Annotated in this window: 14 protein-coding genes; 10 read left to right on the top strand and 4 right to left on the bottom strand. The window is 38.1% G+C overall.

Going from position 1 to position 12,587, the window contains the following annotated elements:
• Positions 1-42 precede the first annotated feature (42 nt).
• The 6 genes from C7972_RS04780 (at position 43) to C7972_RS04755 (ending at position 4,685) form a co-directional block, all read left to right on the top strand.
• A complete protein-coding gene (locus tag C7972_RS04780) occupies positions 43-546 on the top strand; it encodes a MoaF N-terminal domain-containing protein (RefSeq protein ID WP_110355086.1) in 504 nt (167 codons plus the stop codon).
• Positions 547-828: 282 nt separating this feature from the next.
• Positions 829-2,244: an alkyl/aryl-sulfatase gene (locus C7972_RS04775; protein ID WP_220020871.1), complete on the top strand. Its 1,416-nt coding sequence runs from the start codon at positions 829-831 to the stop codon at positions 2,242-2,244.
• A gap of 103 nt (positions 2,245-2,347) precedes the next feature.
• The gene (locus C7972_RS04770; protein WP_110355085.1) at positions 2,348-2,971 is read left to right on the top strand and encodes an O-methyltransferase; all 624 of its coding nucleotides are present in this window, start codon (positions 2,348-2,350) and stop codon (positions 2,969-2,971) included.
• A gap of 4 nt (positions 2,972-2,975) precedes the next feature.
• Positions 2,976-3,176: a hypothetical protein gene (locus C7972_RS04765; protein ID WP_110355084.1), complete on the top strand. Its 201-nt coding sequence runs from the start codon at positions 2,976-2,978 to the stop codon at positions 3,174-3,176.
• A 5-nt stretch (positions 3,177-3,181) separates the two neighbouring features.
• Positions 3,182-3,811 (top strand): ferric reductase-like transmembrane domain-containing protein, encoded by a 630-nt coding sequence (locus tag C7972_RS04760; protein WP_110355083.1) that lies wholly within the window; start codon positions 3,182-3,184, stop codon positions 3,809-3,811.
• A gap of 25 nt (positions 3,812-3,836) precedes the next feature.
• Positions 3,837-4,685 carry an SDR family oxidoreductase gene (locus C7972_RS04755; RefSeq protein WP_110355082.1) on the top strand — a complete coding sequence of 283 codons (849 nt, stop codon included), beginning with the start codon at positions 3,837-3,839 and terminating at the stop codon, positions 4,683-4,685.
• A gap of 130 nt (positions 4,686-4,815) precedes the next feature.
• Here C7972_RS04755 and C7972_RS04750 read toward each other — a convergent pair whose 3' ends face one another.
• A complete protein-coding gene (locus C7972_RS04750; protein ID WP_181422827.1) occupies positions 4,816-5,937 on the bottom strand; it encodes a TlpA disulfide reductase family protein in 1,122 nt (373 codons plus the stop codon).
• Positions 5,938-6,303: 366 nt separating this feature from the next.
• Here C7972_RS04750 and C7972_RS04745 point away from each other — a divergent pair, with 366 nt between their 5' ends.
• Together C7972_RS04745 and C7972_RS04740 are read left to right on the top strand one after the other, a co-directional pair.
• Complete coding sequence (locus tag C7972_RS04745) at positions 6,304-6,546, top strand: hypothetical protein (protein ID WP_110355080.1); 243 nt, start codon at positions 6,304-6,306, stop codon at positions 6,544-6,546.
• The gene (locus tag C7972_RS04740) at positions 6,539-6,835 is read left to right on the top strand and encodes a type II toxin-antitoxin system RelE/ParE family toxin (RefSeq protein ID WP_110355079.1); all 297 of its coding nucleotides are present in this window, start codon (positions 6,539-6,541) and stop codon (positions 6,833-6,835) included. The genes C7972_RS04745 and C7972_RS04740 overlap by 8 nt, the downstream gene beginning before the upstream one ends.
• Before the next feature lie 209 nt (positions 6,836-7,044).
• Here C7972_RS04740 and C7972_RS04735 read toward each other — a convergent pair whose 3' ends face one another.
• On the bottom strand, positions 7,045-7,335 hold the full coding sequence (locus tag C7972_RS04735; protein ID WP_110355078.1) for a type II toxin-antitoxin system RelE/ParE family toxin: 291 nt from the start codon (positions 7,333-7,335) through the stop codon (positions 7,045-7,047).
• On the bottom strand, positions 7,328-7,603 hold the full coding sequence (locus tag C7972_RS04730) for a type II toxin-antitoxin system ParD family antitoxin (RefSeq protein ID WP_110355077.1): 276 nt from the start codon (positions 7,601-7,603) through the stop codon (positions 7,328-7,330). Before C7972_RS04730 ends, C7972_RS04735 begins: the two co-directional genes overlap by 8 nt.
• Positions 7,604-8,351: 748 nt before the next feature.
• On the opposite strand from C7972_RS04730, the gene C7972_RS04725 reads away from it, so the two are divergent.
• Both C7972_RS04725 and C7972_RS04720 read left to right on the top strand, forming a co-directional pair.
• A complete protein-coding gene (locus tag C7972_RS04725) occupies positions 8,352-8,738 on the top strand; it encodes a plasmid mobilization relaxosome protein MobC (RefSeq protein WP_146216266.1) in 387 nt (128 codons plus the stop codon).
• Positions 8,735-11,038 carry a relaxase/mobilization nuclease domain-containing protein gene (locus tag C7972_RS04720; RefSeq protein ID WP_110355075.1) on the top strand — a complete coding sequence of 768 codons (2,304 nt, stop codon included), beginning with the start codon at positions 8,735-8,737 and terminating at the stop codon, positions 11,036-11,038. Before C7972_RS04725 ends, C7972_RS04720 begins: the two co-directional genes overlap by 4 nt.
• 132 nt (positions 11,039-11,170) lie before the next feature.
• Here C7972_RS04720 and C7972_RS04715 read toward each other — a convergent pair whose 3' ends face one another.
• On the bottom strand, positions 11,171-12,385 hold the full coding sequence (locus C7972_RS04715) for a site-specific integrase (RefSeq protein ID WP_110355074.1): 1,215 nt from the start codon (positions 12,383-12,385) through the stop codon (positions 11,171-11,173).
• Between the last annotated feature and the right edge of the window lie 202 nt (positions 12,386-12,587).

Here is a 12,587-nt window from a genome sequence, read left to right as displayed (position 1 = left end):
ACATTTCGCGAATTTTGTACCGAACTTTTAAATCATAAGAAGATGAACCTTTCAAAGAAAAATAACGAACACAAGAAAAACAATAGAAACCTTGTGAGTAAAGCAAAATTAGTTACACTTATTTGTCTTGCGCTATTTAGCGTTGGACTTAGTTTTGGTCAAAGCAAAACATCGGAAGAAAATAAATTTCAGTTCGGACAGCCTGAACACTTCTTAGATGGATACTCACTGAATTTCCAGTATCAAAATGGAACGGCTATACACTTTGAGTTCAACAATGGCAAAGCCAAATATGAATGGGTTGCCGGGCCGGCAAAAGGAAATGGAAACGAAGATATTCCTTATCGTTCGCTTAAAATTGGTAATGACCTTTATATGATCAATTGGCACGAAACTGACAGAAGGGACTATTTGACCGTGGTTTTGGATTTTGAAAAAATGCTAGTGCACAGTTCTATTATAATCGGTTACGAAAACAAGCCTGAACGACCATTAAAAACAGTATTTCTAAGTGGGATTATTGATCATTTAAAAATACCTGAATAAATTTCAGTCTATCATTCTCTGAATAAGAAGAATAGTGATCAGTTAGGAACTACTATTAAATCTGATGAAGATTTCACAAACTTCATCAGATTTTTTTTGTGTAGTTATGACTGAAATAACCCAATGGAATTTTTCAAAAAAATATACTTGTACTAAATCAACACCGTTCAAAACCGGGTTATAGTAGTTTCGTTCCCACATTTACCATTCTTTTCCGAAGATTGACCTACCCGATTGTCCGGTATAGTGCCAATTTTGTACCGAACTTTAAAATCATAGAAAATGAAACTAAATAAGATTCAAGTAGGAGATAGACACTTCATCGAAGTTAGCAAAACAATAAAAATAGTCCTGTTTCTATTGGTAATCATTTCTATGCAGGCATGTCAAAATTCTCCTAAAGAGAATGTGTCTCAAGAACAAGAAAATCCAAATATCACCAAATTAAAAGGCCAAAGTGCTGAATTTGCTCCTGAGATCATCAAATTAAATGAATATGTTTATGTGGCCGTGGGATATGATGGTTCAAACGCTTCCATGGTAATTGGAGAAGAAGGAGTGGTCATTGTCGATGCACTCCGCGCTTTGGGGGCTGCGGAAACGGTAGCGGAAAAGTTCCAAGAGATAACTAGCAAACCTGTAAAGGCAGTAATTTACACACATGGCCATGATGATCATACGGGAGGTACTTCCGCTTTTATTGGCAATAGCAAGGATGTTCAGATAATTGCCAGAGCAGGATTTAAGGATGGGCTACAAGGAAGTTCACCGGTAGAGCCCATCCTAAAACAGCGTAACGCAAGGCAATTTGGGCGGGATTTACCGGCCAAAGATATCATTAATCGAGGTGTGGCCCCCGGTATCACTCCAACGGACAGGGCCGGGGAAGGATATATTGAACCCAATATTACGTTTAAAGACTCGCTGTTGGTTTCGCTCGCTGACCTGGATTTCGAACTGCATGCCGCTGATGGGGAAACAAATGACGAGCTTTTTGTATGGATTCCCGGTCTAAAAACATTGTTTACAGGAGATAATTATTACAAATCGTTTCCAAACCTTTATGCCATTCGGGGTTCGCAATATAGGGATGTCAAATCATGGGGCGAATCGATACAAAAAATGAGTACTCTCCCTGTGGAGTACCTCGTGCCTGGGCATACACGCCCACTCTCCGGAAAATCAATTGTCCATAATAATCTTAAAAACTACGCAACAGCGATTTTAAGTATCTACCGGCAAACAATAGATGCCATGAATAAAGGGTATACACTTCAACAAACCGTTGACAGTGTTAGGTTGGCCGATTCACTAATAGATCAACCGAACTTGCAGGAGTTTTATGGCTCGGTTCCATGGGGGGTTCGTTCCATATTTCTTCACTATGTAGGTTGGTTTGATGGGAACCCTACAAACCTTTACCCACTTTCTTCATCACAAGAGGCGAAACATATTATTGACCTTGCAGGAGGTGAGAAAAAGATATTTGAGCAACTAAGCAAAGCAGTAGAGGATGGTGATTATCAGTGGGGATTACAATTAGCCGACGCTCTGCTTCAAACGGACTATCAAAAACCAAAAGTCATTGAAGTTAAGGTAAAGTTGTTAAGGGCTTTGGCGGCACAACAAGTAAATGCCCCCGCAAGAAACTACTACCTCTCCTATTCCTATGAATTGGAGAAAAATAAAGAGCTATAATAATTTATATAAGGAATGGTAGGGAAAGCGATATGTCAAAAAATAAAAAGCAACAAGGAATACCAAACATTTTTAGAATTCCCTGTTTAACTAATAGAAAAATATGACTTTACATGACCAAGTAACAAGTACATTAAATGAATTGTTCGACGATTCTAAGTACGACCGTGTTAAAATGATGAAAGGTGCTGCAAGAAGCATGTTCAGACCCATGCAACCATTGGATTTTAAGGATGCATATCTTTCCATATCCAAAGAACAAGGAGCGGATTTAAAGCAGCTTATAAAGGAGAACAACATTAAGAACATCGTGGAGTTTGGAACTTCATTCGGGATATCCACATTATTTTTAGCACAAGGTGCGATGGAAACGGGAGGTCGCATCATTACTACAGAATTAATCGAATCGAAAGCGCAACAAGCAATTGAAAACTTTAAGAAGGCAGGTGTAAACAACCTTATTGAGGTTAGAATTGGCGATGCCTTACAGACTTTGAAAGATTATCATGAGCCAATAGATTTGTTGTTGTTAGATGGCTGGAAAGATTTGTACTTATCGCTATTCCGAATGCTTGAACCTAATTTTCATACCAACACTATCATTTATGTGGATAATGCTGAAATGGCAGACACCAAAGCGTTTTTAAAAGAGGTTGGTGCAAACAAAAGGTATCACATACAACCAAAATTTGGAAGTAAAGTATCACTAATAACTATTAAAAAGTAAAATCATGAGTCAAGTAGCAACATGCCCAAAATGTGGTAGTAAATCAAAAATAAAGGAAAAAGAGGGTGTAACAATTTATGAAGCTGTTCAAGATGAAGAAGCTTTCAAAAAAATAGGTCAGCTTAAAAAAGCCATGCAAAAGTTCAAAGAAAAAGCGGAGAAACTTGAAAAGGAGTTAGAGGAAATCAAATCAAAACTTCAATAATCAACATGAATTTTTTAAAAAGAAATTACGGTTGGATGATAGTTGCGATATTGGCCATACTGCCAATGTTCATACTAATCAATATGGTTCATATTGATTTTACGAATGGTTTATCCATTACGTTAATTGAAGGTGCAGGTAGTGATGGTATGACCACTTTAGAAATGTTATATCATATTTCTGGAGAGTTTGCCATTAGATGGATGACGGCCGTATTAACATTAACACCGGTCTTTATCATTTTTGGGATAACCAAGCTCTTTGTCAGGCAAGCCTTGGGTATCGCAACAGCGGTTTGGAGTTTTCTTCATTTTATCATTTTTATTTGGGCCGAAGGATTTTTAGAAACATTTACCCAAGTGAACTATGTAGCTGGATTTTTAGCTATTCTGATATTAATTCCTTTGTTTTTTACATCCAACAGAAAATCAATGAAACGACTTAAAAGGAATTGGAAAAAGTTGCAAAGTCTCGCATATGCAGCCATCTTCCTAAGCATATTACACGTGGCAATTTTAGATAAAACATGGATTATTTATGCTGTAATCGTGGGTATTGGTTTTATTATAAGAATACCCTTTGTAAAGGATAAATTCGTTGGACTTCGCAAAAACAGAAGAACTATTATATCTTAATTTATAGACACTAAATAAAAATAGCATGAAAATAGCAGTAACATCAGCAAGTGGGAAATTAGGTGCTTCCGTTGTAAAACACCTTATTAATGAAATTGGGAAGGAGAATGTAATTGGCATTGCCCGAACACCGGATAAAGCGAAACATTTCGGAATTGAAATAAGAAAAGGAGATTATAATAATCGCCAAGATTTTGATGTGGCTTTACAAGGTGTTGATGCCGTGCTTTTAGTTTCAGGTATGGATGAACCTCAAAAAAGAATTCAACAGCACAGAAATGTGATTGAGGCGGCCAAGCAAAACGGAGTAAAGAAAATAGTATACACCAGTATTGTTGGTGCTGAGGAAAATAACGCATTTAGCCCGGTTGTACAGAGCAATCGTCAAACAGAAAAAGACGTTAGAGATTCAGGTCTTGTCTGGGTAATAGGTAGAAATGGGATTTATATTGAGCCAGATTTAGAATATATGGATACATATATTAAAGATGGAGAAATTAGAAATTGTGCAGGCGATGGAAAATGTACGTACACTAGCCGAGAAGAATTGGGATATGCTTACGCAAAAATACTAACCGAAGAAAAACACAATGGGAAAGTTTACAATCTCGTGGGCGAACCAATTACTCAAAGCCAACTTGCGGAATGCATAAACCAAGTTTATGATACCAATCTTGTTTATAATCCGATTTCTGTTGAAGCATATAAAAGTGACAGAAAAGCAGAACTGGGTGACTTTTTAGGAACTGTGATAGCAGGGATTTATGAAGGCATTAAAAATGACGCAAACGATGTGGTATCCGATTTTGAAAAAGCAGTAGGCAGGCCGCATAAATCAACAATCGAAATGATGAAGGTATATAACGCAAAGTAAAAATCTGCACAAATTAAAATGATAGGAAAATCTGTGTCAAAATTTTTAATTCATAATCCAAAAGTCCCCTAAAACGAACATTTTACGACACTTTCCCTTTTTCTTTACTCAACTCTATTAACCGGCCGTTTTATAGGATTTTAATTAATTCCTTTATATCTTTTTCAATTTGTTCTGAAAATCCAAAGTACTCTTTTATTAATATTCCGTTACTATCAACCAAAAGGTATCTAGGCCAGCTATTGACACTAAAAGTTTTCTTTAGTGCCTCATTTCCGATAAGGTTTTGGTATGTGGTCTTCTTTAGTTTAACCAGTTCTTTTGCTTTTTCAATATCTTCTGTTACAATGCCTATGACTTTAAGTTGGGCTGCGTATTTATTCTTTAAGTTTTCTACTTTAGGGAACGAGGCAATGCAAGGGCCACACCAAACTTCCCAAAAGTCAATTAGTGTTAGGCTATTAAACGGTAGGCTTATAGTTTCATTAGGATTAAATAAATCTGATAAATTTATTTTCGGAAGTTCATTATTTAAAAGGGGGTTTGACTGCTGTACTTCCTTTTCGGGTTGAACTAGTTTAAAATCTTTAAACTCGCTTTTATAATTTTCAATTGAATTTTTGGTTTCCTCGTTTATTTTGATGTTACTCAATATTATTTGATTAAAAGATCTATTACCTATCATCTTCTCAGTTTGAGTAATCTTAACAGGGAAGAAGTTGTCCTTCGTTAACTCAACCGTTACTTCTGTATTAGTAATATTATAAGTTGGCTGATCTCTATATTTATATTTTAAAACATAATTTTTATCCGTTCTGCTCAATGATACCGATTTATAATAAACCGTATCAAGATGAAAAACCTGAGTAACAATCAACCTCCCACCAGGACGTACTATGGCATCATCGGCTGTTCTTTCTTCAGCTTCGTATGTTTTATCGGATTTTGAAATTAAATACCGGGTCCCTTTATCGTAAACATACGCTGTTGGATTATCATCTGTTTTACTATAGAATGAAAGCCCCAAAGTTTCATCACTGCTATTTTTATCGATAAATGCAAAACCAGTTTTAATAGATACTTTTTCAGAATTGGCAAAGGAATCTATTTTCTGGATATTGTATGCTACCTTTTCTCTTTTAGCAGCATATTCTTTGAACTTGTTGGTTACATATTCAACATCGACTTTCTGCTCTTTTTTACAATAAATTAATAGAACCGCAGTAATTAATACTAATATTATTTTCTTCATCTTAAAATGTGGTACAATTGGGTTCATATTATCCCTAGTGACAGACAAAGTACAACTAAATTTTTAGTTTAGAGAGTTGTGTACAAACAATAGTGGTAACCTTTGGACAGGCTAGAACCGCTATCAGTAGCCTTACCAGTTTTCCTACTTCTAGTTTCTAAGAAAAAAGCTCCAGTATCTCGATTTTTGAAGAGCACCGTAAAAAGAACCATTTATAGCACAAAAATTTTATCTCTCTCTTCATAAAGCAAATTTGAAAGTTCAAATACAAGGATAGGCAAGGACACATACCCGGTGAAAAAAAAGTTCGTCTTTGAATTAATTCATAATTGTACGGTTTTTGTAACTTTACTTTAAAATGATAATATGGGAACAGCAGAATTGAACAATACTAAAAAGGAGCTTGTTGGATGGATCCAATCTTTAACCGATGAGTCTATTTTAAGTCTGCTTAGTTCCGTTAAATTATCCAGTGAGGGCAAATCCATCGACTGGTGGGAAGAACTTACAGAAAGTGATAGGGTTAATATTCTAAGTGGTATCAGAGATTATCAACAAGGTGAAACTATGAAATCCAATGAATTCTGGAACGGTTTGACCAATGGATAGACCTTACAGGGTAGAATGGACAAAAAGGTCTCTGATAAACGCCATTGCCATTAAAAATTACCTGATTCAAAAGTTCACTGTCAAGGAGGTCGTTAAATTTGAAAGATTGCTTCGGCAATTTGAATTAACGGTATCTAATTTCCCTACATTATATCCTGAATCAAAAAGTCAAAAACTTTTAAGGCGAGCGGTCATTCACAAAAACACAACTGTTTATTACATTTTCAACAAAGACAAAGTGACGGTTGTAGCTATGAAGGATAATAGGAAAGAGAAGGCCGATAGATAACCCCGGTTAAAGTTAAGACACTAGTGTCATGATTTTTAATAGCTTAATAGTTAGGGTAGTTCTTAATTCCTTTTCCTGGTTCTGTAAAAAGAACAATTTTTGAGATCATAATATAATTTTAGAAGCTTGTTGAACTAAAAAGTAATTACCCGTTCCACAATCGAAGAGCCAAGTTTTAATTTCGAACATATTTGATTTTTAACCAGTGCTTATAGATGGCGTTCAAAATCCTGTCTCTGACCCAATATGCGGACTACAAAAATGCCCTTTTCCGTTGGTTCGTAAAAAATTGTATGGGCTTTGTAATTGTATCTTTTTAGGAGCGGTGCATATTCGGCGGCACTTCTGCCAAGATCTGGTTTATCCGCTAAAGATTGAAAGCATTGTAAGAACCCGGCAAGATAATCCCGAGTCTGGTTTTCCCCCCAAATCTCCAAAGTATAATCCGTTATATCATCAAGGTCATTGTCAGCCCTATAGGATAGCGCATATCTATGCATTCTGTTTTCCTTGCGTTTTGTCCGTTCGACGATTAATTGCGGCTTTCATAATCTCGTCAACGGTTCTGACCTTGGGGCTTACACCGCTATCATAGCCCGCCTGTATAGCTGCTTTTGTAATTAAAAATTCCCTATTGCGTTCCTCGTCCAAACGTATTAGATGCCGCATATATTCGCTATCGTTGGCGAAACCTCCATTTTTAATTTGCAGTTTTATCCATTGCTCTTGGGCTTCGGTAATGGTCAATGATTTTCGGACTGTAGCCATAATTTTATTCTATTTAACATATAGTATACGCAATATAACATATTATCAGCGCATATTTAAAAGAATTAGGTGATAATAACGAAAATCACTCCATTTCCAACCCAGTTTAGGTGTTAAGGATAACTTTACCAAGATGCGTCTCATGCTCCATTACACCTTCTAGGAGGTATTTATATAATTGATGATATTGGTAAAAACAATTAAACGAAACTTTTAATCGACTAATTATCCAACTAAATACGCTCAAGTTTAAACGTCAATAGGAATATCCAATCCCAAGCTTATTTGGACTTTCTTTAAGGAACCATACTTGTAAAATCAATATGTTTGCCCAAGCCAAGGCGGAAGTCGGTCAACCCTCCCATTCCGATCCTCCCCTAGCGGACACGAGTCCCCGGTCAGCAAGTAAAGTCTTTCCGTTCCAATTTAGCCCGACCCCCTCTCGGCCACTGAAAAGCACAAGGGGAGAAAAACCCCTTGACCTTTCTTCCCCTCTCCACAAAAAACTTGGATATTTCCATGATTCCCTAATTTTTTAAACACCAAATTGGACCATATAAATTATATACGTGTACCCATATAGTCCTATATGATTCCATATGATTTATAGGGTTAAAGAATTGATTATTAGTCTTTTATATTTAATATTGATCAACTATATTTATCCTTGGAAAGGATAGCAAGTTATATTCTAAGTAACTTAGAATTGTCTACTTCAGTCGAAGTGTTTGCCTTAAAAACAAAGGAAATGGAACGAAAGAAAGGAGGCCGAAAACGGTTGGGTAATAATAAGCGGTACCATAACATAATGCTACGGTTCAACGATATGGAATATGATAAATTGAAGACAATCTGCAAATCTTATCATTTGAATATTCACGAAAGGGGCGTAATAAGCCCCCTTCTGAGAAGGCTCGTATTGGATAGGGAATCGGAGGAAAGGGACAGGCTGCCGAACACTTCGGACCTTGCCCACCATATCAACAGGATAGGCAGCAACATCAACCAATTGGTAAAACTGGCAAACTTGAAGAACCAGAGAAGTCCCAACAGTGGTTTGATGGACGAGATACGAAGGACCAATGAACTGCTTAGCGCACTTATTGAAATCACATTAGAAGAACAAATGGGATGATAGGAAGGATTGGATATGGGGAAAGCTGTCAGGGAATGCTGAACTATGTCTTCGGCAAAGAGGGTATGCGCATACTCGGATATGGGAACATGTACTCACAGGACATTTCACAAAAGTTCTTCGGGAGGGTACTCCATTTCCAGGGACAGCGCAATGCCACCAAGAACCGCTATGCCCATATTACCCTGAACCTTCCCCTAGGGGAACACCTAGATGACAATACCTTCCAAGCAGTATCAAGGGAATACATGGAGCAAATGGGCTATGGCGAACAGCCCTTTGTAATGGTAAGGCACACCGATACCGGCCATGAGCATGTCCATATTATAACGACCAATGTGGACGATGATGGAAAGGTTCTCGGAATTTTCAACAGCTATAGAAGTAACCTGGCGACCCAACGATACCTTGAAAAAAAGTTTAACCTATCACCATCGCCTCGTACCACACAGCAGAGGGAACTGCCAATATACAGATTACCAGTACTCCAGTTCGGGATGGACCCTGCCCAAGGGACGAAGTACTATTTACAGGACGTACTGAACGGCATCCTCCAAAAACACAAAGTGCGCAGTTTCGGGGAGCTGGCGAAACTCGTAAATCCCTATCACATACAGGTAAGGCAGACAAGAAAAATATCGGGGAAGATTGGGGTGGCCTATGGACTGGACAATCAAAAAGGCTACCGGACCCGGTTCATCAACGGCTCCACCGTTCACCGAAGCCTGAGCGGCCCGAAACTGCAAAAGGTATTCGAGGCCAATTCAAAGTCGAAACTACTTCCGATGCACCGCAAACGCCTGCTGAAACAGATAGGGACCACCTATGGTCTTTTCAGGGCCATAAGGCCACACGACCTCGTCGAAGTACTTAAGGAATATCAGGGCATCGATATAAAACTGGACATAAAAGGGGATGCCATCAAGGGGTACACCATCCATGACAAATCGGGATATGCGTTCAAGGAAAGCGAGCTGAGTCCAAAAATAAGAATGGAGAAACGTCTTGACATTTTCGGGAACGGCGAAGGACCCACGGAGATCGATACCGATAGCAATCAGTTTACATTGGAAGTCCAAAAACTCATAAAAGAGGCATTCCGGACATCCTATCTGAAGTCCCACGACCGCAACGGACTGTTCTCGGAGAACATAATGGCCAGGAACCCAATGGATATCCTTCCGCATATTAAAACATCAAAAAACTACATTTTTCTTGAACGCTACCTTCCAAGAAATCAAAAAAATTTGTTGATGGAAGCACTTAAAAGAGAGTTCCCGACGGTTAGGGACAGGCTATACCAATTGGAGGAAAAAAAGGAAAAAGAAACCTTGGAAAGCAAGTTCCGGCTTATCGGCAGGATATTGGAAAACTGCATTTTCGATGTAGGGAAGGAAAAGGGGAGTGTCCATCGCCTGTTCCGGTCCCTGGGCGTAAAGTACCAGGACAACCGATTGTCCTTTTCCGGTTCCAACAAACATACGGTCCCTGTTCGTTTGGGCGACCTGCCCTTCCCCAAGTCCATGGACGCCTATGTATCCACCGGTTTTGTCCGTCAAAACCATATGGTATTGGAAATGTTGACGGCACGGAATTCCGATATTGGCCCTGAACTTACGGCATCCTCCTTTTTTCTGCCAATGGTCTTTCCAAAACTGTACGGTACCATGGAAATCGGATATAGGCAAGAATTCGAGAAGGCCGCATTGGGCAGTTATGTAAAACACGCCGAACGGATGCAAGCGCCTTATGAAAAATCCCCGAACGACTATATGGCCCTATTCAACGCCAAGGGATTCTATTTTGTAAAAGGGAAGGACGGATTCGAGGTCAGATCCATTTATACGGACCATAGGACAAGTTGCCCCTTGCCAAAAAGAACAGACCTTTATTTGAATTCCATTCCCGATGTCACCGCCACATTATTGGAACAGCAGACCGTCATCAACGGCCTGATCAAAGATGGCAGGAACGATCTCAAGAACCTTTGGGCGGACCATCTAATGGAAAGGGGAATGTACGATAGGGTCGCCTTTATGCTGACAGCTGAAAAAGTTTACCCAAACCTCCATTCGGAGTTGGTGCAGCACCATATGGACAACGGACTTCGGAAAAGTTTAAATAAGGCACTGGAAAGGAAATCTTCCTTCGAACAAAACCGTTTGTTGCGAAAAGGCGTTTATGCCATCAGTTCGTTATTGGGCAATAGGGGCAAAAAAGGGCAAGAGGAGATTTACAATAGGTTCAAGGATGAACTCACGGATTGGTCGAAGTACAAGGGTAAGGGGATTTCAATGTAGCTTTTAAAGAAGTGATTGAGTTATAGAAATTGACACCGCAAAAGGTGCTTTTTTCGTGGATAGGGAGAAAAAATAAAAATGCGCAAAGTATTAACTTTCCTTTTTTGCTGAACTTTTTGAAAATTTGAAAATTTAGAAATTAATAACCTTTTCTAAAGCATCATCAGTCTCTTTATGCATAAAATTGGCTTGATAATTTATTGTAGTTGTAACGGTGGAATGACGATATAGCTTTTGCAGCATCTGAATAGGAATTCTGTCGCCTGAAATATTGCCAAAACTGTGACGGGCAATGTGCATGGTGAGCTTTTTGTTTATTTTCGCTTTTTCTGCGATATGCACGAGATATTTATTAAATTTTTTGTTGGCGGTTTTTACTTTGTTAAAAACATCTTTCGGATTTTTCAGGTCAGCATTGTTCATTTCAGGAAAAACAAAATCCTCACTTGATCTCCTGTCCTCATAATATCGTCTTAAAAGTGATGTAATTTTCTCTGGTAATTTAAAGGATAACAATTTTTCGTTCTTCCCCATACGATAGTGTAACCGGCCATCGTAAATATCGCTCCACTTAATCATAAGAACATCACCAACACGCATCCCTGCAAGATAAAAACTAAACAACCAAACATTTCGCGCATGAGATTGCTGTTCCGTTAAGCCCTCCAAAGCCTCGATTGATTGAATTTCTTCTATGGTAAGCCCAACTTTTTCGGATTCGGGGAATTTGATGCGTATTTTATCCGCTCCAAATGGATACAATTTTCTGTCAACAATTCCTAATCGTATAGCTTTATTGTATAGGGTTCTAATTACAATTAAGTTGTTAATGACCGAGCGTTGAGATACTTTTCGTGTAGTTTTCAAATAGAGTGAAAAACGACGCAATAAAGCCTCGTCAATTTCTCGAAAACTTAAATCATCATTATCGACAAACCTTATAAAATGGCCGACTCGCGCTTTATCGGATGATAAACGCTGTAGTTTATTTGTTTTTTCTAAATTATCTAAATAATTATCGGCAATTTCTTTAAAGCTAGTTTTGGTAAGCGGAGTTGCAATTTCCTCTTTTATCTGTTTTGACGAGATATCATTTTGATGAGTCTGTAAATCAATTAAGGTTTGATTCGCTTCAGCCAACTTCTTGATTAGAAGATTGTTTAAGCGTATGGAATTGGGATGCGATTTTCGCACCTCGCGATTGCCTTCATCCCAATATTTAATAGCAATGTAATGCCCTATATAAAGATAGGTCGTTTTTCTGTTTTTAGTTATGCGAACCGCTAAAGGAAAAAGACCTTGTTTGTTCGCTTTCTTGCGAAGAGTTACCTTTATACTTGACCCCATACTTTACTATTTATACTAAAGATACGAATTCTAGGTACAACATAGGTACAACAAATGGTGGTTTTTTATGGTTTTATATGGTCTTTATTGTTTTTTGTAAAAATGTAAATAGCTTAATATGAGCTATTTAACTACATATGACATCAAAATACTCTGAATTCAAAATCCAGTTCTTCGGAGTGTGGGTTCGATTCCCACCTCG

It is taken from the genome of Arenibacter sp. ARW7G5Y1, assembly GCF_003201775.1.
GTDB lineage: Bacteria > Bacteroidota > Bacteroidia > Flavobacteriales > Flavobacteriaceae > Arenibacter.
The sequence above is the reverse complement of the archived record's forward strand: the minus strand, read 5'-3'. Positions and strand labels throughout refer to the sequence as shown.